The 25,864-nt window shown below is 73.9% G+C and carries 19 protein-coding genes and 1 tRNA gene; 17 read left to right on the top strand and 3 right to left on the bottom strand.

Annotated elements, in window-relative coordinates; genetic code table 11:
• Positions 1–71: 71 nt before the first annotated feature.
• The 6 genes from ACFZAU_RS23405 (at position 72) to ACFZAU_RS23380 (ending at position 9,195) form a co-directional block, all read left to right on the top strand.
• Positions 72–1,061: a LysR family transcriptional regulator gene (locus ACFZAU_RS23405; protein ID WP_500553783.1), complete on the top strand. Its 990-nt coding sequence runs from the start codon at positions 72–74 to the stop codon at positions 1,059–1,061.
• Between the two features lie 103 nt (positions 1,062–1,164).
• The gene (locus ACFZAU_RS23400; protein ID WP_499609624.1) at positions 1,165–2,544 is read left to right on the top strand and encodes a nitrate/nitrite transporter; all 1,380 of its coding nucleotides are present in this window, start codon (positions 1,165–1,167) and stop codon (positions 2,542–2,544) included.
• A gap of 161 nt (positions 2,545–2,705) precedes the next feature.
• Positions 2,706–3,851: a uroporphyrinogen-III synthase gene (locus ACFZAU_RS23395; protein WP_500553782.1), complete on the top strand. Its 1,146-nt coding sequence runs from the start codon at positions 2,706–2,708 to the stop codon at positions 3,849–3,851.
• 813 nt (positions 3,852–4,664) lie between these two features.
• Positions 4,665–6,938 carry a HelD family protein gene (locus tag ACFZAU_RS23390; protein WP_500553781.1) on the top strand — a complete coding sequence of 758 codons (2,274 nt, stop codon included), beginning with the start codon at positions 4,665–4,667 and terminating at the stop codon, positions 6,936–6,938.
• Between the two features lie 355 nt (positions 6,939–7,293).
• Entirely contained in the window at positions 7,294–8,715 is a 1,422-nt protein-coding gene (locus tag ACFZAU_RS23385; RefSeq protein ID WP_354794609.1) for an NAD-dependent malic enzyme, read from the top strand.
• A gap of 198 nt (positions 8,716–8,913) precedes the next feature.
• On the top strand, positions 8,914–9,195 hold the full coding sequence (locus tag ACFZAU_RS23380) for an HU family DNA-binding protein (protein ID WP_018564081.1): 282 nt from the start codon (positions 8,914–8,916) through the stop codon (positions 9,193–9,195).
• Positions 9,196–9,276: 81 nt separating this feature from the next.
• Here the strand turns inward: ACFZAU_RS23380 and murA are convergent, their stop codons facing one another.
• Positions 9,277–10,611 (bottom strand): UDP-N-acetylglucosamine 1-carboxyvinyltransferase, encoded by a 1,335-nt coding sequence (gene murA / locus ACFZAU_RS23375; RefSeq protein WP_500461352.1) that lies wholly within the window; start codon positions 10,609–10,611, stop codon positions 9,277–9,279.
• A 253-nt stretch (positions 10,612–10,864) separates the two neighbouring features.
• Between murA and ACFZAU_RS23370 the strand changes: the two genes are divergently transcribed.
• The 7 genes from ACFZAU_RS23370 (at position 10,865) to ACFZAU_RS23340 (ending at position 19,620) form a co-directional block, all read left to right on the top strand.
• Positions 10,865–11,443 carry a YqgE/AlgH family protein gene (locus tag ACFZAU_RS23370; RefSeq protein ID WP_499609611.1) on the top strand — a complete coding sequence of 193 codons (579 nt, stop codon included), beginning with the start codon at positions 10,865–10,867 and terminating at the stop codon, positions 11,441–11,443.
• Between the two features lie 11 nt (positions 11,444–11,454).
• The gene (locus tag ACFZAU_RS23365; RefSeq protein WP_500461353.1) at positions 11,455–11,736 is read left to right on the top strand and encodes a DUF3039 domain-containing protein; all 282 of its coding nucleotides are present in this window, start codon (positions 11,455–11,457) and stop codon (positions 11,734–11,736) included.
• A 67-nt stretch (positions 11,737–11,803) separates the two neighbouring features.
• Positions 11,804–12,967, top strand: a complete 1,164-nt coding sequence (locus ACFZAU_RS23360; RefSeq protein ID WP_500553780.1) for a hypothetical protein — start codon at positions 11,804–11,806, stop codon at positions 12,965–12,967.
• A gap of 116 nt (positions 12,968–13,083) precedes the next feature.
• The gene (locus ACFZAU_RS23355) at positions 13,084–14,715 is read left to right on the top strand and encodes a beta-N-acetylhexosaminidase (RefSeq protein WP_500553779.1); all 1,632 of its coding nucleotides are present in this window, start codon (positions 13,084–13,086) and stop codon (positions 14,713–14,715) included.
• Positions 14,716–14,976: 261 nt separating this feature from the next.
• Complete coding sequence (locus ACFZAU_RS23350; protein WP_499609604.1) at positions 14,977–15,870, top strand: FAD binding domain-containing protein; 894 nt, start codon at positions 14,977–14,979, stop codon at positions 15,868–15,870.
• Positions 15,867–17,222, top strand: a complete 1,356-nt coding sequence (locus ACFZAU_RS23345; RefSeq protein ID WP_500553778.1) for a (2Fe-2S)-binding protein — start codon at positions 15,867–15,869, stop codon at positions 17,220–17,222. Before ACFZAU_RS23350 ends, ACFZAU_RS23345 begins: the two co-directional genes overlap by 4 nt.
• Positions 17,223–17,283: 61 nt before the next feature.
• A complete protein-coding gene (locus ACFZAU_RS23340) occupies positions 17,284–19,620 on the top strand; it encodes a xanthine dehydrogenase family protein molybdopterin-binding subunit (protein ID WP_500553777.1) in 2,337 nt (778 codons plus the stop codon).
• 56 nt (positions 19,621–19,676) lie between these two features.
• Here ACFZAU_RS23340 and ACFZAU_RS23335 read toward each other — a convergent pair.
• Both ACFZAU_RS23335 and ACFZAU_RS23330 read right to left on the bottom strand, forming a co-directional pair.
• Positions 19,677–19,748, bottom strand: a tRNA-Cys gene (locus ACFZAU_RS23335).
• Positions 19,749–19,839: 91 nt separating this feature from the next.
• A complete protein-coding gene (locus tag ACFZAU_RS23330) occupies positions 19,840–20,703 on the bottom strand; it encodes an alpha/beta fold hydrolase (RefSeq protein WP_500553776.1) in 864 nt (287 codons plus the stop codon).
• Between the two features lie 80 nt (positions 20,704–20,783).
• Between ACFZAU_RS23330 and ACFZAU_RS23325 the strand changes: the two genes are divergently transcribed.
• The 4 genes from ACFZAU_RS23325 to ACFZAU_RS23310 all read left to right on the top strand — a co-directional run bounded on the left by ACFZAU_RS23325 (position 20,784) and on the right by ACFZAU_RS23310 (position 25,576).
• Positions 20,784–22,217, top strand: coding sequence for an MFS transporter (locus ACFZAU_RS23325; protein WP_500553775.1), 1,434 nt, complete (start codon positions 20,784–20,786; stop codon positions 22,215–22,217).
• A gap of 31 nt (positions 22,218–22,248) precedes the next feature.
• Complete coding sequence (locus ACFZAU_RS23320; RefSeq protein WP_500553774.1) at positions 22,249–22,449, top strand: hypothetical protein; 201 nt, start codon at positions 22,249–22,251, stop codon at positions 22,447–22,449.
• A gap of 1 nt (position 22,450) precedes the next feature.
• Entirely contained in the window at positions 22,451–22,840 is a 390-nt protein-coding gene (locus ACFZAU_RS23315) for a type II toxin-antitoxin system death-on-curing family toxin (protein ID WP_500553773.1), read from the top strand.
• A 927-nt stretch (positions 22,841–23,767) separates the two neighbouring features.
• Positions 23,768–25,576 (top strand): DEAD/DEAH box helicase, encoded by a 1,809-nt coding sequence (locus ACFZAU_RS23310; protein ID WP_500553772.1) that lies wholly within the window; start codon positions 23,768–23,770, stop codon positions 25,574–25,576.
• The last annotated feature ends 288 nt before the right edge of the window (positions 25,577–25,864 follow it).

Genomic DNA, 25,864 nt, shown 5'->3' with positions numbered 1-25,864 from the left:
CGCGGTCCAACACCTGATCAGGAGCGATTGACGCGCACCGGTTGTGAATGGCGGGCGTGTTCAATGGGCGGATGCCGCACGTCATCGACCCGCGCCTGCTGAGGGCCTTCACCGCCGTCGCGGAGGAACTGCACTTCACCCAGGCCGCCGCCCGCCTCCACGTCGCGCAGCAGGCGCTGAGCCGGGACGTCCGGCGCCTGGAGCGCGAACTGCGAGCCGAGTTGTTCGTGCGTACGACCCGCTCGGTGCGGCTGACCACCGAGGGGGAGCGGCTGCTGCCGTACGCCCGGCGCGTGCTCGCCGCCCACGACGAACTGGCCGCCGCCTTCGCACCCGCCGGCCGCCCGCTGCTCGTCGACACCGGCGCGCCCGTGGGCACCGGCCACCGGGTGCTGACCGCCGCGCGGGCCGACGCGCCCGAACTCGAACTGACCGCGCGCTTCCACAGCGGGCTCACCGGCGCCGCCGCAGAGATCCTCGCCGGCCGCCTGGACGTCTCCTTCGGCCGCGCGGCGGGCCTGGCCCCCGAGGTGCTGGACCGGCTGGAGCACCGGCCGGTCCGCTACGAGCGGATGGCCGTCCTGCTCCCCGGCGGCCACCGACTGGCCCCGCTCGCCGAGGTGCCGCTCGACCGCCTCGCCGGGGAGTCCCTCTACGCCGCCGCCGGCAACCCGGACACCGCCGAGTGGACGGACCTCGCCCACCGCCTCTTCCGCGGCCGCGGCATCTCCGTGGCCGCGCCCTTCCCCGCCATCGACGGCCCGGAGGAGTTCGTCCGCCTCGTGCGCAAGCACCGCTGGCCCGTCCTGGCCAGCACCGAGTTCATCGACCTGCCCGGCTTCGTCCTGCGTCCCCTCACCGGCCCCGTACCGCTCGCGCCGGTCTCCGTGGTGTGGCGCCGCGGGTTGCGCCACCCGGGGCTGGACGCCCTGCTCTCCGCCGCGCGCCGGCTCGCCGGCGAGGGCGACTGGCTCACCCCGCCGGACGGCGCGTGGCTGCCGGAGCCGGACGCCCGCGTCATGGCGCCCCCGGCGCTCACAGGGCACACGCGCACCGGGTGAGAGCAAGGTTGCGTGGCGGTCACCTCGGGCCATCAGGCGGAAACGCGCCGTTCCTACCGTCGTGGGCATCATCCGACGAGCGACATCAGGGCCTGGAGGCGTCATGACTGCCGCGAGCACCACAGCACGCAAGGGCGGCCGCTGGATCGAGCGGTGGGACCCGGAGGACGAGGCGTCCTGGGAGGCCGGCGGCCGCCGGGTCGCGCACCGGAACCTGCTCTTCTCCGTGCTGTCCGAGCACGTGGGCTTCTCGGTCTGGACGCTGTGGTCGGTCATGGTGCTCTTCATGGGCCCGGAGTACGGCATCGACCCCGCCGGGAAGTTCTTCCTGGTCGCGACGGCCACGGCGGTCGGCTCGGTGGTCCGCGTCCCGTACACCTTCGCCGTCGCGCGCTTCGGCGGCCGCAACTGGACCGTCGTCAGCGCGCTCATGCTTCTGCTGCCGACGACCGCCGCCGCGGTCGTCATGGAGCCCGGCACCTCCTACGGCACCTTCCTCGCCGTCGCCGCGCTGACCGGGGTCGGCGGCGGCAACTTCGCCTCCTCCATGACCAACATCAACTCCTTCTTCCCGCTGCGGCGGAAGGGCTGGGCGCTCGGCATCAACGCCGGCGGCGGCAACATCGGCGTGCCCGTCGTCCAGTTGGTCGGCCTGCTCGTCATCGGCACGGCGGGCGCCGGTCACCCGCGGCTGCTGCTCGCCGTCTACATCCCGCTCGTCGTGGTCGCCGCCACGCTCGCGGCCCTGTTCATGGACAACCTGGCGCCCGTACGGAACGACACCGGGGCGGCCGCCCTGGCGGTGAAGGACGGCCACACCTGGATCATGTCCCTGCTCTACGTCGGCACCTTCGGCTCCTTCATCGGCTACAGCTTCGCCTTCGGGCTCGTCCTGCAGAGCCAGTTCGACCGCACCCCGCTGCAGGCCGCCGCCGTCACCTTCGTCGGCCCGCTGCTCGGCTCGCTGTTCCGCCCGGTCGGCGGACGGCTCGCCGACGCCTACGGCGGCGCCCGGATCACCCTGTGGAACTTCCTGGCGATGGCGGCCGCCACCGCCGTGATCGTCCTGGCCTCGGCCCAGAGGTCCCTGGTGCTGTTCTCCGTCGCCTTCGTCGCGCTGTTCCTGCTCACCGGTCTCGGCAACGGCTCGACGTACAAGATGATCCCGGGCATCTACGCCGCCAAGGCCGCCGCCATGGGCCTGACCGGCGAGGCCGCGGCCTCCTGGGCACGCCGGCTGTCCGGCGCCGCGATGGGCCTGATCGGCGCCGTCGGCGCGCTCGGCGGCCTCGGCATCAACCTCGCCTTCCGGCAGTCCTTCCTCAGCCGGGGCACCGGCACCCCGGCCTTCGTCACCTTCCTGGCCGTGTACGCGGTCTGTTTCGCGGTCACCTGGGCCGTATACCTGCGCAGGCCCGCCCCGGCCCCCGCTCCGGCCGCCGGGGCGGAACCGGAGCAGCGTCTGTCCTACGCGCAGGTGTAGCCCGGGCGAACCGTGTAACAACGGGGAAATACCGGTGAACCCGGAACGTCACCGGGGCTTGGCACCATGCGCGGAACGGGGCGCACGACTCCGGGACCCGGGACGGTCCCGGGCCTCCGTTGCACGTGTACCTCCGGCGGAGCGAGGCAAGAGCCATGCAAGTGCGACACGCAGACGTCCTCCCCCTGGCGGGCTTCACGGTCGGCGTCACCGCGGCCCGCCGCGCCGACGAACTCTGCGCCCTCCTCGAGCGGCGCGGAGCCGTCGTTTTGCGGGCCCCCGCGCTGCGGATCGTCCCGCTGCCCGACGACACCGAACTGCTGGCGGCGACCAAGCGGCTGCTCGACCGCGGCCCCGACGTCGTGGTCGCCACCACGGCGATCGGCTTCCGCGGCTGGATCGAGGCGGCCGACGGCTGGGGCCTCGGCGAGACCCTGCTGGAACGGCTGCGCCACGTCGAACTGCTCGCCCGCGGCCCCAAGGTGCGCGGCGCGGTCCGCGCGGCCGGGCTCAGGGAGTCCTGGTCACCGGCGTCCGAGTCGATGGCGGAGGTCCTGGACCGGCTGCTGGACGAGGGCGTCGCCGGCCGGCGCGTCGTCGTCCAGCTGCACGGGGAGCCGGTGCCCGGCTTCATGGAGGCGCTGCGCGCGGCCGGCGCGGAGGTCGTCGGCGTCCCCGTCTACCGCTGGATGCCGCCGGAGGACCTCGGCCCCGTCGACCGGCTCATCGACGCGGCCGTCGCGCGCGGCCTGGACGCGGTCACGTTCACCAGCGCCCCGGCCGCGGCGTCCCTGCTGGACCGGGCCGAACGCCGGGGCCTGCGCGGCGAGCTGCTCGACGCCCTGCGTCACGACGTCCTCCCGGCCTGCGTGGGACCCGTCACGGCGCTGCCCCTGGAGGCCCACGACGTCCCGACCGCGCAGCCCGAACGCTTCCGCCTCGGGCCGCTCGTCCAGCTGCTCGCCGCGGAGCTCCCGGGCCGGGCGCGCCCGCTGCCCGTGGCCGGCCGGCGCCTGGAGATCCGCGGCCACGCGGCCCTCGTCGACGGGGAGCTGCGCGCCGTCCCCCCGGCGGGGATGGCCCTGCTCCGGGCCCTCGCCCGGCGTCCCGGGTGGGTGGTCTCCCGGGCCGACCTGCTCCGGGTGCTGCCGGGGGCGGGGCGCGACGAGCACGCGGTCGAGACGGCGATGGCGCGGCTCCGGGCGGCGCTCGGGGCGCCGAAACTCATCCAGACGGTGGTCAAGCGGGGTTATCGCCTGGCCCTGGATCCGGCCGCGGACGTGAAGTACGGCCCCGCTGCGGGGTGACGTTCCGGGCGCGGGCGGGTCGGGTGGGTGCGGGTTCGTCTCGCGCCCTGCGGGCGTAAAGCGGCTGGCTGCGGGTGGGAGGGTGGGGGGCCCGCCCTTGGCGGCCGTGTGCGGGTCCGTTCGTGGCCGGGGTTCAGGCGCCGGAGCGGGGCTGTTGTTCGTCTGGTCGCGGTCTCGTTGCCGTCCGCGGGTGCAGATGGCCGGTGACCACGCCCACTGTTCGTGGTGGGCGCGCCCGCCGTAACCGACGTCTGCGGGTGCTTCCCCGACATCGGGCCCTCTTCCGACGGCTATACCGCTGAAAGCGAGCCCGATCTCGCCCGGCTCAAAGATCGGGCTCTGTTTCGACGTCCATACCGCTGAAAGCGGGCCCGATCTCCTTCAAGCCCCCCGCAGCACCTCGAAATATCCGCAGTCGCGGGTTACGGCGGGCGCGCCCACCACCCACGGATGGCGTGGAAGCGGCCATCTATACCGGCGGACGGCAACGAGACCGACACCGCCGGAAAGGCGACCCGCTCGTGCGCCTGAACGCCCGTCACCCACCCACCCGCACACCGCCGACAAGCTACGGACCCCCACCCTCCCCTCCGCAGCCAGCGCCGTGCGCCCGAAGGGCGCGAGACGGCGGGACAGCCGGAACCCGGCGCACAGCCCCGCCCCCACGCCGGGACCTCGGCCGCGGAGCCGTGCCCGGAGGCGGTCGCCGAGTGGGCGGCAAACGCCTGGTTGGCGTACGGTGACAGGCTGCCCCGTTCGCCGGGGCGGCGCGCACGGCGCGTGACGTACGGAAGAACAAGAAGGGGGTCCTGCGTGGCAGCGGTCCGGGACACGGAGATCGCAGTCGAGCAGACGCATCTGGACCGGGTGTACGACCGGCTCGAGGAGAAGATCCACGAGGCGGAGTTCCTCATGGACGACGCCGTCAAGCGCGGTCAGGTCGGCACGCCGGGCGCGCTCGCGGAGCGCGACGCCCAGGTGTTCCGGGCGGGGCTGCACCTGAACCGGCTGAACTCGGAGTTCGAGGACTTCCTCTTCGGCCGGATCGACCTGCTGCGGGGCGAGGACGGCAAGAAGGGCCCGGACGGTGCGTTCACCTCCGTGGAGCCCGCGGACGACGCGATCCGGTCCGACGGCACGGCGGACGTCGCCGAGACCCTGCACATCGGCCGGCTCGGCGTGCTGGACGCGGACTACGCGCCGCTGGTGATCGACTGGCGGGCCCCCGCCGCGGCGCCGTTCTACCGGGCGACCCCGGTGGCGCCCGGCCGGGTCGTGCGGCGGCGCGTCATCCGCTCCAAGGGCCGCAAGGTGCTGGGCGTCGAGGACGACCTGCTGCGCCCGGAGCTGACGACGGGGCTGCCCGTGGTCGGCGACGGCGCGCTGATGGCCGCGCTGGGCCAGGCGCGCAGCCACACGATGCGGGACATCGTCTCCAGCATCCAGGCCGAGCAGGACGTGGTGATCCGGGCCCCCGCGGCCTCCGTCACCGAGGTGACGGGCGGGCCCGGCACCGGGAAGACGGCGGTGGCCCTGCACCGGGCGGCGTACCTGCTCTACCAGGACCGGCGCCGGTACGCGGGCGGGATCCTGGTGGTCAGCCCGACGCCGCTGCTGGTGGCGTACACCGAGGGCGTGCTGCCCTCGCTGGGCGAGGAGGGCCAGGTCGCGATTCGCGCCGTGGGCTCGCTGGTGGACGGCGCCGAGGCGACCACGTACGACGATCCGGCGGTCGCCCGGATCAAGGGCTCGCTGCGGATGCTGAGGGTGCTGCGCAAGGCCGCCCGCGGGGTGCTGGAGTACGGGACCGGGGCGGGGCGCTGCCCGGACCGGCTGCGGGTGGTGGCGTTCGGGCGGCGGCTGGAACTGGAGGCCGAGGAGCTGTCGGCGATCCGGCACGCCGTGCTCGGCGGCACGACCCCGGTGAACCTGCTGCGGCCCCGGGCCCGTCGTCTGCTGCTGGACGCGCTGTGGCGCAAGGCGGGACGCCGCTTCGACGACCCCGAGCTCGCCGCCGAGGAGCGGCAGGGCTTCGACGAGGACGTCTCCACCGAGCAGGACTTCGTGGACTTCCTGGCCGCCTGGTGGCCGGTGCTGACCCCGCGCGGGGTGCTGGCGGCGCTCTCCGACGAGAAGCGGCTGGGGCGCTGGGCGCGGCGCGTCCTGACACCGCCCGAGGTGCGCCGGGTGGCGCGCTCACTGCGCCGGCTGGACGCGGCGGGCAACGGGGCGCTGTCCGTGCACGACGTGGCGATGCTCGACGAGCTGGAGGCCCTGCTGGGCCCGCCGCCGAAGGTGCGCAGCCGTGAGGCGGACCCGCTGGACCAGCTGACCGGTCTGGAGGAGGTCACCACCTTCGCCGACCGGATGGCGGGCGGCCGCCGCAGCCGGCAGGACCGGCTGGACGCCGAGCGCACCGAGTACGCGCACGTCATCGTCGACGAGGCGCAGGACCTCACCCCGATGCAGTGGCGGATGGTGGGCCGCCGGGGCCGTGCCGCGACCTGGACGGTGGTCGGCGACCCCGCGCAAAGTTCGTGGACCGACCCGGACGAGGCGGCCCTGGCCCGTGACGAGGCCCTGGGCAACCGTCCGCGCCGCCGTTTCACGCTCACCGTGAACTACCGCAACCCGGCCGAGATCGCGGACCTGGCGGCGAAGGTGCTGGCGCTGGCCATGCCGGGCAGCGAGGCGCCGCGCGCGGTGCGCTCCACGGGGCTGGTGCCCCGGTTCGTGGTGGCCGCCGACGGGGGTTCCGGCGAGTCGGTGCGCGCGGAGGCGGAACGGCTGCTGGGCGAGGTCGAGGGCACGGTGGGCGTGGTCGTCGCCATGGGCCGCCGCGAGGAGGCCCGGCGCTGGCTGGCGGGGCTGGGCGAGCGCGTCGTGGCGCTGGGCAGCCTGGAGGCCAAGGGCCTGGAGTACGACGCGACGCTGGTCGTCTCGCCGGCGGAGATCGCGGACGAGTCCCCGGCGGGGCTGCGGGTGCTGTACGTGGCGCTGACTCGGGCCACCCAGCGGCTGACGGTGCTCTCGAGCGGGCGCGACCTGCCGGACGCCGCCGGCGTCCCCGACCTGCTGCGCGACTGACCGTCACTGGGAACGACGGCGGGGCGCCCCCTCGAGAGGGGGCGCCCCGCCGGACGCATGTGACACCGACCCGCCATGCTCGCCTCGCGGCAAGTGGGCGCTCTAAGCGCCTAAGGTTGGGCCCGGGGGCTTGGATCGAGCCGGTGCCTCACCCAGGCTAACAAAGGATCCGCGATTGTCATTCCGTCCGTGTGCGCCGTTCCGGTGGCGGCTGGGGGAACATTAAGCACACAAGCTTCCGTTGACACCCATCGCTGCTCGACAGTTTGTCGTAGGCCCCCCGGTTTACGCGTACCCACCAGTAGGTGGCAGCATCGAGGGCGCACGAAGCAGCGACAGCGGAGGAACAGCGGCCATGGCAACGGCGCCGAGCGTCTCGTACTCAATCACGGTGCGGCTGGAGGTGCCCGCGAGCGGATCCGCGGTCAGCCAGCTCACCACGGCCGTGGAGGCCTCCGGTGGCGCGGTCCACGGCCTGGACGTGACCGCTTCCGGCCACGAGAAGCTGCGGATCGACGTGACCATCGCGGCCACCTCGACCGCGCACGCGGACGAGATCGTCGCCAAGCTGGCGCAGATCGAGGGCGTCGCGATCGGCAAGGTCTCCGACCGCACGTTCCTGATGCACCTCGGCGGCAAGATCGAGATGGCGTCGAAGCACCCCATCCGCAACCGTGACGACCTCTCCATGGTCTACACCCCCGGTGTGGCGCGGGTCTGCATGGCGATCGCCAAGAACCCCGAGGACGCCCGCCGGCTGACCATCAAGCGCAACAGCGTCGCGGTGGTCACCGACGGCTCGGCCGTGCTGGGCCTCGGCAACATCGGGCCGAAGGCCGCGCTGCCGGTCATGGAGGGCAAGGCGGCGCTCTTCAAGCGCTTCGCGGGCATCGACGCCTGGCCGATCTGCCTGGACACCCAGGACACCGACGCGATCGTGGAGATCGTCAAGGCGATCGCCCCCGGCTTCGCCGGCATCAACCTGGAGGACATCTCGGCGCCCCGCTGCTTCGAGATCGAGGCCCGGCTGCGCGAGGCCCTGGACATCCCGGTCTTCCACGACGACCAACACGGCACCGCCATCGTGGTGCTCGCGGCGCTGACCAACGCGCTGCGCGTGGTCGGCAAGCAGGTCGGCGACGTCCGCGTCGTCATGTCGGGCGCGGGCGCCGCGGGCACGGCCATCCTCAAGCTGCTGCTCGCGGCGGGCGTCAAGCACGCGGTCGTGGCCGACATCCACGGCGTGGTGCACAGCGGCCGCGAGGACCTGGTCGCGGCCGGTCCCGGGTCGGCACTGCGCTGGATCGCCGACAACACCAACCCGGAGGAGATCACCGGGACCCTGAAGGAGGCGGTGCGCGGAGCGGACGTCTTCATCGGCGTCTCCGCCCCCAACGTCCTGGACGGCGAGGACGTCGCGGCCATGGCCGACGGCGCCATCGTCTTCGCCCTGGCCAACCCCGACCCCGAGGTGGACCCGGCGGTTGCCCGGGAGACCGCCGCGGTGGTCGCCACGGGCCGCAGCGACTTCCCGAACCAGATCAACAACGTGCTGGTCTTCCCGGGCGTCTTCCGCGGCCTGCTGGACGCCCAGAGCCGTACGGTCAACACCGAGATGATGCTCGCGGCGGCCACCGCCCTCGCGGACGTCGTCACGGAGGACGAACTCAACCCGAACTACATCATCCCGAGCGTCTTCAACGACAAGGTCGCGGGCGCCGTCGCCGGCGCCGTCCGCGAGGCGGCGAAGGCGCAGGGTCTCACCGCGACGTCGTGACGACGGAGCGTCATCGGGCCGTACACGACCCGCTTTTTGTGTGACTCTCCCGGGTGCCGGATTGGCGTTTCCCCCAGAAATAGGGGCAGGATGCGTACCTGGGCGGTGAGGGCCGCACCGCAGAAGCGCGATGAGCGTCTTCACAATGCGTCTTCCCCGACGGTCGACGTTGGGGGTTTCCATGCAAGGAGTACTTAGATGAACCGCAGTGAGCTGGTGGCCGCGCTGTCCGAGCGCGCCGAGGTGACCCGCAAGGACGCCGACGCCGTTCTGGCCGCGTTCGCCGAGGTCGTTGGCGAGATCGTCGCCAAGGGCGACGAGAAGGTCACCATCCCCGGCTTCCTCACCTTCGAGCGCAGCCACCGTGCCGCGCGCACCGCGCGCAACCCGCAGACCGGTGACCCGATCCAGATCCCGGCCGGCTACAGCGTGAAGGTCTCCGCGGGCTCGAAGCTCAAGGAAGCCGCCAAGGGCAAGTAATTCCGCGATCGACGCGACATGTGAAAGGGCGGCCTCCCCGCGGGGAGGCCGCCCTTTCGTGTGCCGTGCGGCGGGGGCCGGTCAGTCCGTGCCGGGCAGCTCGACCTTGGCGCCGAGCTTCTCCAGCTTCTGCATGAAGTTCTCGTAGCCGCGGTTGATCAGGTCGATGCCGTGCACCCGCGAGGTGCCCTGGGCGGCCAGGGCCGCGATCAGGTACGAGAACCCGCCGCGCAGGTCCGGGATGACCAGGTCGGCGCCCTGCAGCCGGGTCGGGCCGCTGACGACCGCCGAATGGAGGAAGTTGCGCTGGCCGAAGCGGCAGGGGGTGCCGCCCAGGCACTCGCGGTAGAGCTGGATGTGGGCACCCATCTGGTTGAGCGCCGAGGTGAAGCCCAGCCGGGACTCGTAGACCGTCTCGTGGACGATGGACAGGCCCGAGGCCTGCGTGAGGGCCACGACCAGGGGCTGCTGCCAGTCGGTCTGGAAACCGGGGTGGACGTCCGTCTCCAGGGCGATGGCGTTCAGCGGGCCGCCCGGGTGCCAGAAGCGGATGCCGTCGTCGTCGACCTCGAACGCACCGCCGACCTTGCGGAAGACGTTGAGGAAGGTCATCATCTCGCGCTGGCTGGCGCCGCGGACGTAGACGTTGCCCTCGGTGGCCAGGGCCGCGCAGGCCCACGAGGCGGCCTCCAGGCGGTCCGGGAGGGCGCGGTGGTTGTAGCCGCCGAGCTTGTCCACGCCGGTGATGTGGATCGTGCGGTTGGTGCCCATCGTGATGATGGCGCCCATCTTCTGCAGGACGCAGATGAGGTCCTCGATCTCCGGCTCGATCGCGGCGTTGCTCAGCTCGGTGACGCCCTCGGCCAGGACGGCCGTCAGCAGCACCTGCTCGGTCGCGCCGACCGACGGGTACGGAAGCTCGATCTTGCAGCCGCGCAGCCGCTGCGGGGCCTCCAGGTACTGGCCCTCGGGGCGCTTCTCGATGACCGCGCCGAACTTGCGCAGCACGTCGAAGTGGAAGTCGATCGGCCGGCCGCCGATGTCGCAGCCGCCCAGGCCCGGGATGAAGGCGTGCCCGAGACGGTGCAGCAGCGGGCCGCAGAACAGGATCGGGATCCGTGAGGAGCCCGCGTGCGCGTCGATGTCCGCGACGTTCGCGCTCTCCACCTTGGACGGGTCGAGCACCAGTTCCCCGGGCTCGTCACCGGTCTGCACCGTCACGCCGTGCAACTGCAGCAGGCCCCGCACCACACGCACGTCACGGATGTCGGGCACGTTGCGCAGCCGGCTGGGTTCGCCTCCCAGCAGCGCGGCCACCATCGCCTTGGGCACGAGGTTCTTCGCGCCGCGGACGTGGATCTCCCCCTCGAGGGGGGTGCCACCGTGAACAAGCAGTACGTCCTTGAGGCCGGTCATAGCTCTCGCGTTCCTGGAGACGGGCAGAAATGAAGCTCGGTCCCCGCAGGCACCAAGGAGAAATGGTAATCGGCCTTCCGGCGCCCGGAAGAGGCCTGTGAGGTCCCACTCATGTAATGGCTTCGCTACAGCACCCTGTGCGCCCGCCCGGTTCCGGAGGGTGGCCGCCCCCGCGGCCCGGGCGCGGCCCCCGGGCCGGGAAAGGGGGTCGTTGCCACCCCGCGCGGCGGCGGAATGCGGGATTATGTTGACCATGACCGAAGTGTCATCGCTCACCGGCAGACTGCTCGTCGCGACGCCCGCGCTCGCGGACCCGAACTTCGACCGGGCGGTGGTGCTCCTCCTCGACCACGACGAGGAGGGGTCGCTCGGCGTCGTCCTCAACCGTCCGACGCCCGTCGGGGTCGGCGACGTCCTGGAGTCCTGGGCCGGTCTTGCGGGCGCGCCGCAGGTCGTCTTCCAGGGCGGGCCCGTCTCCCTGGACTCGGCCCTGGGCCTGGCCGTGGTGCCCGGTGAGCCGCGCAACGGCGAGGACGCGGAGCCGCTCGGCTGGCGCCGGGTGTTCGGCGCGATCGGCCTGGTGGACCTGGAGGCGCCGCCGGAGCTCCTGGCGGCCGAGCTGGGCTCCCTGCGCATCTTCGCCGGCTACGCCGGATGGGGGCCCGGCCAACTGGAGGACGAGCTCGTCGAGGGTGCCTGGTACGTGGTGGAGTCCGAACCCGGGGACGTCTTCTCCCCGGACCCGGAACAGCTGTGGCGCTCCGTGCTGCGCAGGCAGCGCAGCGAACTCGCGATGGTCGCGACGTATCCGGACGATCCGTCTCTGAATTAGGCTTGCGTGCCATGAGCACTCTCGAGCCCGAGCGCGGGGCGGGCACCGGCACCCTCGTCGAACCGACCCCGCAGGTGTCGAACGGCGATGGCGACCACGAGCGCTTCGCGCACTACGTCCAGAAGGACAAGATCATGGAGAGCGCGCTCTCCGGGTCGCCGGTGGTCGCGCTGTGCGGGAAGGTCTGGGTGCCCGGCCGGGACCCCAAGAAGTACCCGGTCTGCCCGATGTGCAAGGAGATCTTCGAATCCATGCCCACCGGTGGCGGGGACAAGGACAAGGGCGGCAAGTAGCGGCCGCCACGGCACCCGGCGGGTACGGCCGCGGCACCGCGGCCGTACCCCGCGCGGTCGGGGGGACATGGCGCAGGACGACGCCGTCACGGCGGACCGGGTCTTCGGGCTGTGCGAGCGGGGGCGCTTCGAGATGGCGCACTCGCTCGTCGACGACGCCTTCGTCGCCCGCAACGGCAGTTTCGGCTACCTCGTACGGGCCAGGGTCTTCGCCTACGAGCGGCGCGCCGACCGGTCCCGGGAGGCCGTCGACTGGGCGCTGGCCCACGCCGAGCCCGGCGACCCCGATCCGCCGCTGCTGGCGGGTCTCGTCCTGCTGATGCTCGGCGACGCGCACGCGGCCCTCGGGCTCGGGCTGCGGGCCGCCGCCGCCCGGCCCCGCGAGTGGCGGGCCCAGGTGCTCGTCGCCGACGCCTGCCGCATGCTCTCCCGCCGTCCCGAGGCGGTCGCCGCCGCCCGGCGGGCGGTCCTGATCGCACCCCGCGAGGCCGAGGCGCACGTCGCGCTCGCACGGGCGCTGGACCTCTCGCTCCGCCCGGCCGCCCGGGCCGAGCGCCGCACGGCCGTCGCACGGGCCCTGGAGCTCGGTGCCGCACCCTCCGACGTGGCGGGAGGGCGCCGGTGGCCGCGGTTCGTGCCGGCGCTGCTGGTGGCCGCGCTGGTGCTGTTCGCCGACCCGTGGGTGCTGGCGGGCGGGACGGCCGCCCTGGCGGTCCTGGCGGGCGCGCTGTGGCTGCTGCAGGCCCGCCGCTCCGGCAGCACCGGCCGGGGCCGCCTGCAGGCCGTACGCGCCCTGGCGAGGGCCGAGCTGCACGGGGACCCGGCCCGCGCCCGGGCCGCCGCCCTGACCGCCGGGGCCCTCCTGCCCGTGCTGCCGTTCGCCGCCACCGGCCTGGCGGCCGCCTCCGCCGCCGACGGGACGCCGTGGCCGCTTCCGGCCGTCCTGGGCGTCGCGGCGGGCGCCGTCGTGGTGCTGCTCGCCGCCGCCCGCGCGGTGCGCTGGTGGTACGGCGACGCCTTCCTGCAGCGCCACTTCCTGCCCGGCCGGCACGCCGTCCTTCAACTGACCGCCGTCGTCGCCCTCATCGGCACCGTCGTGGCGCTCTCGGTGGCGGGCGCGACCTCCACGGCGCTGTGGTCCGCGGTGACCGTGGCGCACGTCCTGTGGTGCGTCGTCGGCATGCTGATCCCCGTCCTCGCGCTGAACAGGGCGCGCCGGGCGGCCGGCTGAGGGCCGGCTGAGGGCGGGACCCGACCGGACACGGGCCGGACACGGGCCGGACACCGGCCGGAAAGATGCGGCGATTGGTCTATTCCAGTTGCCGCGGGCGCGGCAGGATGGGCGCCATGGACCTCATCCCGGCGCCCGTCGAGGCGCACCGGCACGGCGACGGCGGTCATGTGGACCTGGGCCCCGGCACCACCCTGGACGCCGGTCCCGGCACCGAGGGGACCGCGCACTGGCTGCGTGCCACCGTCGGCGCCGCCACCGGGCTCCGGCTGCCCCCGCCGCCCGCGGGCACGCCCGGCACGATCACGCTCCGCGTGGACCCGCGGGTGACCGGGCGCCTCGGCGCGGAGGGCCACCGCGTGACGGTGTCCGCCGCGGACGGCGTGCTCATCGAAGGCGGGGGAGCGGCGGGGGTGTTCTGGGGCGCCCAGACCGTACGGCAGTTGCTCGGCGCCGACGCCTTCCGGCGCGCGCCGCTGCCGGGACGCGCCTGGCGGCTGCCGCACTGCTCCGTCGAGGACGCCCCGCGCTTCGGCTGGCGCGGCGTACTGCTGGACGTGGCACGGCACTTCATGCCCAAGGACGTCGTCCTGCGCTACGTCGACCTGCTGGCCGCGCACAAACTGAACGTGCTCCACCTGCACCTGACCGACGACCAGGGCTGGCGGGTGGAGATCCGCCGCCACCCCCGCCTGACCGAGGTCGGCGCCTGGCGCACCCGCACCAAGGTCGGGCTGCGCGAGTCCCCGCTGTGGGACGAGCGCCCGCACGGCGGTCACTACACCCAGGACGACCTCCGCGAAATCGTGGCGTACGCGGCGGAACGGCACGTCACCGTCGTGCCCGAGATCGACGTCCCCGGCCACTCGCAGGCCGCCATCGCCGCCTACCCGGAACTCGGCAACGCGGACGTGGTCGACACCGGCGCCCTGCCCGTGCTGACCGGTTGGGGCATCAACCCCAACGTGCTGGCGCCCACCGAGGCCACCGTGCGCTTCTACGAGGAGGTCCTCGCCGAGGTCCTGGAGGTCTTCCCCTCGGAGTTCGTCCACATCGGCGGCGACGAGTGCCCCAAGGACCAGTGGCGCGCCTCCGCCACCGTCCAGGCGCGCATCAAGGAGCTGGGGCTGCGCGACGAGGACGAGTTGCAGAGCTGGTTCGTCCGGCACTTCGACGCCTGGCTGGCCGCACGCGGCCGCCGGCTGATCGGCTGGGACGAGATCCTGGAGGGCGGACTGGCCGAGGGCGCCGCCGTCTCCTCCTGGCGCGGCTACGCGGGCGGCGTCGCGGCGGCCCGGGCGGGGCACGACGTCGTGATGTGCCCGGAGAGCCAGGTCTACCTGGACTGGCGGCAGTCGGACGGCGAGGACGAGCCGGTGCCGATCGCGCACGTGCGCACCCTGGAGGACGTCTACCGCTTCGAGCCCGTCCCGGACGACCTCACCGCCGAGGAGGCCGCCCACGTCATCGGCGCGCAGGCCAACATCTGGACGGAGACGATGGATTCGGTCCGCGCGGTGGACTACATGGCCTTCCCGCGGCTCGCCGCCTTCGCGGAGACGGTCTGGAGCCGGCTGCCCGCGCCCGCGGCCCGCGACCACGAGGGCTTCGCGGCCCGAATGACCACCCACTACGGGCGACTTGACGCACTGGGGGTCGAATACCGGCCGCCGGGCGGTCCGCGGCCGTGGCAGCGGCGTCCGGGCGTCATCGGACGCCCGATCGAGGGGCCGCCCCCGATCGTGTGAGGCATGCCACAACCCGGGGCCGGGCGAGGCGGGAGATGGCAGGGTGGTGTGGCCAATCACGGCAAGGCGCGTGAAGGAGGCCATTCCCATCGCAACCTGGAGAAAGACGCAAACCGGACGTAGGTCCATCCGGAAGGCGGGCTCTCCTTTGCGACCCTCGCGTTGATCACCCCGGAAGATGTGCCAGAGTTGCCACGTCCGGGCTGTCAGCACGTACCGTACGGCTACCGCACCGCGGACAGCCGGGGAAGGGGCAGCTGCGTGAGCACGTACGCACGGCAGGCAGCGCGCAATGTGGCGTTGCCGACCTCGCTCGACGAGGCCGTGGCGGCATTGGCCGCCGCGCCCACCGCCGTGCCCGTCGCCGGAGGCACCGACCTCATGGCGGCCGTGAACTCCGGGCTGCTGCGTCCCTCGGGGCTGGTCGGTCTCGGACGGATCAGCGAGATCCGCGGCTGGCAGTACGCGGACGGCGCGGCGCTGCTCGGCGCCGGCCTCACCCACGCCCGCATGGGCCGCCCGGACTTCGCCGCGCTCATCCCCGCCCTGGCCGCGGCCGCCCGCGCCGCCGGGCCCCCGCAGATCCGCAACGCGGGCACGCTCGGCGGCAACATCGCGAGCGCCGCCCCGACCGGCGACTCGCTGCCCGTGCTGGCCGCCCTGGAGGCGTCCGTCCTCGTCGCCGGCCCGGACGGCAACCGCGAGCTGCCGGTCAGCCACCTGCTCACCGGCATGGACCCGCTGCGGCCGGGCGAGGTCCTGGCGTACGTCCGGGTCCCGCTGCTGCACGCGCCGCAGACCTTCCTCAAGGCCACCGGCCGCACCGGGCCCGGCCGCGCGATCGCGTCCCTGGCCGTCGTGCTCGATCCCGCGCGCCGGGGCGTACGCTGCGCGGTGGGAGCTGTCGCACCGGTGCCGCTGCGGCCGCTCGAGGCCGAACGCTGGGTCGCCGGGCTGATCGACTGGGACGGCGAGCGCACGCTGGCACCGGAGGCCCTGACGGCCTTCGGCGAGTACGTCGCCGCCGCCTGCATCCCCGACCCGCTGCCGGCCGCGGACGGGACCACGGCCCCCGAACTGCCCCCCGCAGCCGTCCAGCTGCGGCGTACGGTGGCCGCACTGGCCCGCCGCGCGCTGGGGAGGGCACTGGCATGAGTGACGACGTGTACGACGACAGGACACCGGACGGGCGCATGACCGACCAGCCGCACGAGGGGACCCCCGTGCCGCACGGCGGGGGATTCACCCCGGGGCACGGGGTGTGGGAGCCCCTGCCCCACGGCGAGTACGACCCCGACCAGACCATGCACGTCTCCTTCGCGGCGCAGTTGTCCATGACCGAGCCGGGCGCCGACCCGCTCGCCGCCCCGGGCCACGGCTACGCGCCCGAGCCGCCCTCCCTGCCGATGCCGCCCGCCCACGTCGAGGCGCCCGCCGTCCCGTCCGCCGAGGACGCGGCGACCACGTGGGCGATCCCCGTGGTGCGCGAGGACGCCACCGCCGACGACTCCGGCGAGTACTCGGTGGGCGCCTTCGTGCCCACCCCCGACCCGGCGCAGTCCTGGCACGCACCCGCCGCCCCGCAGGCACCCCCGGTGCCGCACGCGGGGCCGGCCGACGGCGGCTGGTCGCTGCCTGCGGACGCCACCGGCCAGTGGAAGCTGCCGCTCGCCCCGGACGGCGTCGCCGAGGAGTCCGGCGAGTACCGCTTCCCGCCCGCGCAGGACCACGGCGCGGACCACGTCCAGGACCACGGCGCCGACCTCGCCCAGGACCACGGCGCCGACCTCGCGCAGGACCACGGCGCGGACCCCGTCCAGGACTTCGGCGCGGACCCCGCCCAGGACTTCGGAGCGGACCTCGCGGCGCAGGAGCCGCCGGCCCCCGAGGAGGCGGCCGGGGAGACCGGTGAAGGGCCCGGCGCGGACGCGCACAGCGAGCACCCGGTCGACTCCTACGTCCTCAACGTCAACGGCACCGACCGGCCCGTCACGGACGCCTGGCTCGGCGAGTCCCTGCTGTACGTGCTGCGCGAGCGCCTCGGCCTCGCCGGCGCCAAGGACGGCTGCGAGCAGGGCGAGTGCGGCGCGTGTTCGATCAAGGTCGACGGCCGGCTCGTCGCCTCCTGCCTGGTGCCGGCGGCGACCGCCGCGGGCAGCGACATCCGCACCGTCGAGGGGCTGTCCGCCGACGGCGGCCCCTCGGACGTACAGCGTGCGCTCGCCGAGTGCGGGGCCGTGCAGTGCGGTTTCTGCATCCCCGGCATGGCGATGACCGTGCACGACCTGCTCGAGGGCAACCACAGCCCGACCGAGCTGGAGACCCGGCAGGCCATCAGCGGCAACCTCTGCCGCTGCTCCGGCTACCAGGGCGTCCTGGAGGCCGTCCGCCAGGTCGTGGCCGAGCGCGAGGAGACCGCCGAGGCCGCCGCGGACGACACCGCAGGCGACCCCACCGACGGCATCCGCGTCCCGCACCCGCGCCCCTCCTCCGGAGGCCCGGCGTGAGCACCCCGAACCTCCCGAACCGGCACCACCTCCCCCCTCGCGGCAGCGAAAGGTACGCGCGATGACGGGCCCCGACGCCGCGACGGCCACCCCGGCCGTGGGCACCCCCGCGACGGTCGCGACCGGCGCCACCGAGCAGCAGTCCGCGCCGCACGGCATCGGCGCCTCCCTGCCCGCCACCGACGCCTTCGCCAAGGCCCAGGGCACCTATCCGTACGCCGCCGACCTGTGGGCCGAGGGCCTGCTGTGGGCGGCCGTGCTGCGCTCCCCGCACCCGCACGCCCGCATCCTGTCGGTCGACACGACCGAGGCCGCCGCGCTGCCCGGCGTGCGGGCCGTGGTGACCCACGAGGACGTCCCGGGCGACGTCATGCACGGGCGCCGCGTGGCCGACCGTCCGGTCTTCGCCAAGGACACCGTCCGGCACCACGGCGAGGCCATCGCCGCCGTGGCCGCCGACCACCCCGACACCGCCCGGCTCGCCGCCGCCGCCATCCACGTCGAGTACGAGGTGCTGGAGCCCGTCATCGACCCGGAACGGGCCTTCGCGGCGGCCCCGCTGCACCCCGACGGCAACCTGATCCGGCACATCCCGCTGCAGTTCGGCGACCCGGACGCGGTCGGCGAGGTCATCGTCGAGGGCCTGTACCGGGTGGGCCGGCAGGACCCGGCCCCGGTCGGCGCCGAGGCCGGCCTCGCCGTGCCCCGCCCCGACGGCGGCGTGGAGCTGTACGTCGCCTCCACCGACCCGCACACCGACCGCGACCTGGCCGCCGCCTGCTTCGGGCTGGAACAGGACCGGGTCAAGGTCGTCGTCACCGGCGTGCCCGGCGCGATGGGCGACCGCGAGGACTCCGGGGTGCAGATCCCCCTCGGGCTGCTCGCGCTGAAGACCGGCTGCCCCGTGAAGTTCGTGGCCACCCGCGAGGAGTCCTTCCTCAGCCACAACCACCGCCACCCGACGCTGCTGCGCTACCGCCACCACGCGGACGCCGAGGGCCGGCTGGTCAAGGTCGAGGCCCAGGTGCTGCTGGACGCCGGCGCGTACGCGGACACCTCCGCCGACGCGCTGGCCGCGGCCGTCGCCTTCGCCGCCGGGCCCTACGTCGTCCCGCACGTCTTCGTCGAGGGCTGGGCGGTGCGCACCAACAACCCGCCCTCCGGCCACGTCCGGGGCGAGGGCGCGATGCAGGTCTGCGCGGCCTACGAGGGCCAGATGGACAAGCTCGCCGCCAAACTCGGCCTGGACCCGGCCGAGATCCGCATGCGCAACGTGATCGCCACCGGCGACCTGCTGCCCACCGGCCAGACGGTCACCTGCCCGGCGCCCGTCGGCGAACTGCTCAAGGCCGTGCGCGACACCGACCTGCCCCCGCTGCCCGTCGACGACGACGAGTCCGAGTGGCTGCTCCCCGGCGGCCTGGAGGGCGCGGGCGAGCCGGGCGCGGTACGCCGCGGCGTGGGCTACGCGCTGGGCATGGTCCACATGCTCGGGGCCGAGGGCACCGACGAGGTCTCCACCGCCACGGTGCGCGTCCACGACGGCGCCGCCACCGTCATCTGCGCGGCCGTCGACACCGGCCAGGGCTTCGCCACCCTCGCCCGGCAGATCGTGCAGGAGGTCCTCGGCGTCGAGGACGTCCGCGTGCTGCCCTCCGACACCGACCAGCCACCGGCCGGCGCCGCCGCCCGCGGCCGTCACACCTGGGTCTCCGGCGGGGCCGTCGAACGCGCCGCCAAGATGGTCCGCACCCAGCTGCTGCAGCCGCTCGCCGGGAAGTTCGGCATGTCGGCGGAGTTGCTCTCGATCGCCGACGGCAAGATCACCTCGTACGACGGGGTGCTCTCCACCACCGTCGAGGAGGAGCTGGCCGGCAAGGAGTTGTGGGCCACCGCCCAGTGCCGTCCGCACCCCACCGAGAAGCTCGACGACACCGGTCAGGGCGACGCCTTCGTGGGCCTGGCCTTCTGCGCCGTACGCGCGGTCGTGGACGTCGACATCGAACTCGGCGCGGTCCGGGTCGTGGAGATGGCCGTCGCCCAGGACGTCGGCCGGATCCTCAACCCCGCGCAACTGCACGCCCGCATCGAGGCCGGGGTCACCCAGGGCGTCGGCATGGCCCTGATGGAGGACCTCCGCGCGCCCCGCGGCGTCATCAAGCGGCCCAACCTGACCGGCTATTCGCTGCCCACGGCGCTCGACGCGCCCGCGATCCGCGTGGTCCGGCTCATCGAGGAACGCGACGTGCTCGCCCCCTTCGGCGCCAAGGCCGCCAGCGCGGCCCCCGTCGTCGTCTCCCCGGCCGCCGTCGCCTCCGCCGTCCGCGCCGCCACCGGCCGCCCGGTCAGCCGCCTCCCCATCCGCCCCCAGCACGCGGTGGCCCGTCCCCAGGGCTGACCCACCGCCACTGACGACGAAGGGCCCGGTCCGTGCGGACCGGGCCCTTCGCGCGGAGGCCGTGGCGGGAATCGAACCCACGTAACTCGATTTGCAGTCGAGCCCCTGAACCACTCGGGCACACGGCCTTGCGTCGGTGACGTACACCGACCATAGGCGGGGCCCCCGGGAGGGGGTCAACGGTTCCCGGGGGCCTGCAACAGGACTGCCATACCGCGTTCACGAACCGCCGGGGGCGCCCGACAGGAACTCCTCGACCACCGGGCGGAACAGTTCGGGTTCGTCCACCCACGGGAAGTGCCCGACGGCGTGCAGCGGGCGCAGCCGGGCGTCCGGGAAGCAGGCCGCGACGACCTCGCCGGCGCGCATGCCGGTGACGGCGTCGCGGTCGCCGGTGAGGACCAGGACCGGGCAGGTCACCTCGCGCAGCCGGGCCAGGACGGCGAGCCGGGCCGGCTCGTCCATGCCCTGCCAGAACCCGGCGCGGGGGACCGGGTGCAACTGGCCGCCCTCGGCGGCCGCGTGGGCGCGCTGGGGCTCGTCCCAGCGGCCGTACGCCATGGGCGCGACCTGGAGCAGCAGCGTGCGCACCCGGTCGAGGTCGTCGGCGCTCTCCAGTTCGGCGAGGGCGGCGACCGCCTCCGGCCACCAGGGCTCGCCGACCCGGCCCTCGAAGATCTCCCGGGCGTCGTCCGGCAGCGCGCCCTGCAGCCGGGAGCCCGGGGTGACGAGCACGAGGTGCGTCAGCCGCTCCGGGTAGGCGGCGGCGTACGCCTGCGCGGTCGCGGCGGCCGCGTCGTGCGCCAGCAGCGCGAAGCGCTCCAGGCCGAGGTGCCGGCGCAGCGCCTCCACGTCCTGGGCGAGGCGGGGGAAGGAATAGGTGAGCGGGTCGCCGGCCGGCGGGCTGGCCCCGGTTCCCCGGCTGTCCGGGACCACCAGGCGCCTGCCCCGGTCCAGGCCGCCCAGGTCGCCCAGGTAGGCGGCGTCCCGGCCCGGGCCGCCGGCGAGGGCGAGCAGTACGGGCCCCTCGCCCCGGTCCGTGTAGGCGAGCCCGGTTCCGTCGTACGAGGTGTAGTGCGGCATGGCCTACGCCTTCCCTGCTCTGCCTGGCTTTCTCCCGGTCCTAGGCCGAAAGGCCGACCGGGGCGCCAGGGGCAATGGCCATGTTGACCCCTTACCCTGTCGTGGTGACCACCGCAGACACCGAGCCGGTATCCGGCCATGCAGGCATGCCCCTCGCCGCGCCGGACACCGGCACCGACACCGTGCTGGGCAGCCGCTACCGCGCGCTGACCCTCGCGATGGTCTCGGTCGTCCTGCTCATCGCCTTCGAGGCGACCGCCGTCGGTACGGCCATGCCCATCGCCGCGCGCGAGCTGGACGGACTGCCGCTGTACGCCTTCGCCTTCTCCGGCTACTTCACCACCTCGCTCTTCGCGATGGTCGTCAGCGGCCAGTGGTCCGACCGCAGCGGCCCGCTGGCGCCGCTCGTCGCGGGCATCGCCGCCTTCGCCGCCGGCCTGGTCGTCTCCGGCACCGCCCAGTCCATGTGGCCGTTCGTGCTGGGCCGCGCCGTGCAGGGCATCGGCGGCGGACTCGTCATCGTCGCCCTGTACGTCGTCGTCGGCCTCGCCTACCCCGAACGCCTGCGGCCCGCGGTGATGGCCGCCTTCGCCGCGTCCTGGGTGCTGCCCTCCATCGTCGGCCCGCTCGTGGCCGGCACGGTCACCGAGCAGTTCGGCTGGCGCTGGGTCTTCCTGGCCATCCCCGTGCTCGTCGTGCTCCCGCTCCTCGTCGGCCTGCCCGCGCTGCGCCGCACCTCCCTGCAGCGTCCCCCCGACGACCGCGCGGCCCCCGACCGCCGTCGGCTGCGCCTCGCCCTCGCCGTCTCGGCCGGCGCCGGGCTGCTCCAGTACGCCGGGCAGGACCTGCGGCCGCTGTCCCTGGTCTTCGCGGCGGCGGGCGCCGCACTGGTCGTGCCGTCCGCGCTGCGGCTGCTGCCCCGCGGCACCTTCCGCGCGGCGCGGGGGCTACCGTCCGTGGTGCTCCTGCGCGGTGTGGCCTCCGGCACGTTCCTCGGCGCCGAGAGCTTCGTCCCGCTCATGCTCGTCACCCAGCGGCACATGTCCCCGACCCTCGCCGGGCTCTCCCTGGCCGGCGGCGGCGTCACCTGGGGCATCGGCTCCTGGATCCAGGGCCGCCCCCGCCTGGAACCCCACCGCGAACGCCTCGTCGTCCTCGGCATGTTCCTCATGGCCGCCGCGATCGCCGGCGCGGCCCTGCCGCTGCTGGACGCCGCCCCCGCCTGGAGCGCGGCCGCCGCGTGGGGCGTGGGCGGCCTCGGCGCGGGCCTGGTCATCTCCTCCCTGAGCGTCATCCTCTTCAAGCTCTCGCCGCCTTCCGAGGCCGGCGCCAACTCCGCGGCCCTCCAGGTCTCCGACGCCCTGTCCAGCGTCGTCCTCGTCGCCGCCGCGGGTACCGTCTTCGCCGCCCTCGGCGGCGCGGCGGGCGCGTTCACGGCCGTCCTCCTCCCCATGGCCGTCCTCGCCCTCGCGGGCGTCGGCGTCGCCGTGCGGCTCCACCCGAAAACCGGGTGAGGCGGACGCGCCGGGGCGTTACCGTCCCGGTGTGAAAGAGCTGACCGTCGTCTTCACCGACGCCGAGTGGGAGTCCCTGGGCGACCTCGCCGACGCGCACGGCGTGCCGGTCGCGGAGTTCGTGCGCACGGCGGTGCGGGCGTACGAGGCGGCCGAGGCCGCGCGCATCCGGGCCGCGGGCGAGGCGTACGCCGCCGCCCACGCGGACCTGCTGCGCAGGCTGGGGGAGTGACGTGACCGTGCGCCACCTCACCCTCACCGAGGTCACCGACCTGGCCCGCCTCGCCTGCGGCGGCGAACCCCCCGCGCTGCGCGAGCCCGGGCTGCTCGCGTCGGCCGTGCACCGGCCCCGGGCCCGGATGTTCGGCGTCGAGGCCTACGGGGACGACGTCTTCGCGGCGGCGGGGGCGCTGCTGCACGCGATCGCGGCGAACCATCCCCTGGTCGACGGCAACAAGCGGACGGCGTGGCTGGCGGCGGCGGTGTTCCTGGCGCTGAACGGGGTCGACCTGCGGTCGGCCGACCAGGACGCGGCGTACGACCTGGTCGTGTCGGTCGCGGCGGGGGAGGTTTCCGCCCCCGCGGCGATCGGGAGCGCCCTGGCCCGCCTCGCCGGCGTCTGAGGGGGGTGGTTCCTCCCGGGTTCTTCGTGCCCTCCAGCGGTGGGCCGGTTCTTCGGCTGTCGCGCCGTCTCGCGCCCTGCGGGCGCAAAGATGCCGGCTGCGGAGGGGAGGGTGGGGGCTGGGGCTCGTCGGCGGTGTGCGGCCCTGTGGTCGGTTGGGGTTCCTGCGCCGGAGCGGGGCGGGTTGTTCGTCTGGCTTCGGTCTCGTTGCCGTCCGCGGGTGCAGATGGCCGGTGACCACGCCCACGGTCCGTGGTGGGCGCACCCGCCGTAACCGGCGTCTGCGGGTGCTTCCCCGATCGGACATCGGGCTCTCTTCCGACGGCTATGGCGCTGAAAGCGAGCCCGATCTCGGCCGATCCGAAGATCGGGCCCTCTTCCCACGGCTATACCGCTGAAAGCGGGCCCGATCTCCGTCCGCGCAAAGATCGGGCTCTGTTCCGACGTGTATACCGTCGAAAGCGGGCCCGATCTCCCTCCGCCCCCCGACAGCACCTCGAAGCACCCGCAGTCGCGGGTTACGGCGGGCGCGCCCACTACCGCGAGTAGGCGTGGCAACCGGCCATCTATACCCGCGGACGGCAACGAGACCTCCGCCACTGGAAAGGCACTTCGCTCCGGCGCCTGAACCCCAGCCGTCCACCGGGCCGCACACCGCCAACGAGCCCCGGCCGCCCACCCTCCCCTCCGCAGCCAGCCGCTGTGCGCCCGCAGGGCGCGAGACGGCGCGACAGCCGACGACGCTGAGCACCCGAAACGCCCGCCCCAGCCACCCACCCTCCCACCCTCCCCGCCCCGCCGCAGGCACGACGCACCCGCATACCACCCCGGGCCGCGACCACGGGCCCGGTCGGTGCCGCAGCCCGAGGCACGGACACCGCCCCAGTAGGCTGTGACGGTTGTCGTACCCGACCCGTCACCGGAGACCGTGACTACCACCGCCCCGCACAGCGCCAGCAACTCGCACTCGCACCACCTGTCGCCCGCCTTCCCCGGCCGCGCCCCTTGGGGCACGGCCGGCAAGCTGCGTGCCTGGCAGCAAGGTGCCCTGGACCGGTACATCGCGACGCAGCCACGTGACTTCCTGGCCGTCGCGACCCCCGGCGCCGGCAAGACGACCTTCGCGCTCACCCTGGCCTCGTACCTGCTCCACAACCACCTCGTGCAGCAGATCACCGTCGTCGCCCCCACCGAGCACCTGAAGAAGCAGTGGGCGGAGGCCGCGGCCCGGATAGGCATCAGGCTGGACCCCGAGTACAGCGCGGGGCCGGTCGGGAAGGACTACCACGGGGTCGCGGTGACCTACGCGGGCGTCGGTGTGCGCCCGATGCTGCACCGCAACCGCTGCGAGCAGCGCAAGACGCTGGTGATCCTGGACGAGATCCACCACGCGGGCGACAGCCGGTCCTGGGGCGAGGCGTGCCTGGAGGCGTTCGAGCCGGCGACCAGGCGGCTGGCGCTGACCGGGACGCCGTTCCGGTCGGACACCAACCCGATCCCGTTCGTGGTGTACGAGGAGGGCAACGACGGCATCCGCCGGTCCTCCGCCGACTACACCTACGGCTACGGCAACGCGCTCGCCGACCACGTCGTGCGCCCTGTGATCTTCCTCTCGTACAGCGGCAACATGCGCTGGCGCACGAAGGCCGGCGACGAGATCTCCGCGCGGCTCGGCGAGCCGATGACCAAGGACGCGATCGGCCAGGCCTGGCGGACCGCGCTGGCGCCGACCGGCGAGTGGATCCCGAACGTGCTGCGCGCCGCCGACCAGCGGCTGACGGAGGTCCGCAAGTCCATCCCGGACGCCGGTGCGCTGGTGATCGCCACCGACCAGGACACGGCCCGCGCGTACGCCAAGCTGATCCGGGAGATCACCGGGCACAAGGCGACCGTGGTGCTCTCCGACGACACCGGGGCGTCCTCGCGGATCGAGGAGTTCAGCGCGAGCGACGACCGCTGGATGGTCGCGGTCCGCATGGTGTCGGAGGGCGTGGACGTCCCGCGGCTGGCCGTCGGGGTCTACGCGACGACGATCTCCACGCCGCTGTTCTTCGCGCAGGCGGTCGGCCGCTTCGTGCGGTCCCGCAGGCGCGGCGAGACGGCCTCGGTCTTCCTGCCGACCATCCCCACGCTGCTGGAATTCGCCGGCGAGATGGAGGTGGAGCGGGACCACGCCCTCGACAAGCCGAAGAAGGAGGGCGAGGAGGACCCTTACGCGGAGTCCGAGAAGGAGCTGGAGGAGGCCGAGAAGCAGCAGGACGAGGACACCGGCGAGCAGGACATGCTGCCCTTCGAGGCGCTGGAGTCCGACGCGGTCTTCGACCGGGTGCTGTACGACGGCGCCGAGTTCGGCATGCAGGCGCATCCGGGCAGCGAGGAGGAGCAGGACTACCTGGGCATTCCGGGCCTTCTCGAGCCGGACCAGGTGCAGTTGCTGCTGCAGAAGCGGCAGGCCCGGCAGATCGCCCACAGCAGGAAGAAGCCGGACGACGAGGCGGACCTGCTGGAACTGCCCGCCGAGCGGCGGCCGATCGTCACGCACAAGGAACTGCTGGAGCTGCGCAAGCGGCTGAACACGATGGTCGCGGCGTACAACCACCAGAGCGGCAAGCCGCACGGCGTCATCCACAACGAGCTGCGCCGGGTGTGCGGCGGTCCGCCGAGCGCGGAGGCGACGGCGGGGCAGCTCAACGAGCGCATCAAGAAGGTCCAGGAGTGGGCGACCCGGATGCGCTGAGCGGCGGACGTTCCCTCATCCGCGGTGCTCCGCCCCGCTACTGACAGGGCATCAGCATTGGTGTGAATCTTGCGGCGCGAGGGGCGATTCGGCGGAAGATTTACGTCGGGCGCCCCCGCTGCTCCGGTCACGTGACCGGATTGTGGACGAAGTCTTCCGCTGAGCGGTACGCATCGCTACCGTTCCGCTCACGCAACGCGCCGTGGCAGAGCAGCCTCGGGGCGCCAGCCGGTACCGCCAGACCGGTGGCCTCTCCGCGCTCTGCCGCGGGACCGGCAGTGCTCCCGA

Source organism: Streptomyces sp. NPDC008238 (assembly GCF_042956445.1).
GTDB lineage: Bacteria > Actinomycetota > Actinomycetes > Streptomycetales > Streptomycetaceae > Actinacidiphila.
This window is presented reverse-complemented; position numbering and strand designations above follow the sequence as displayed.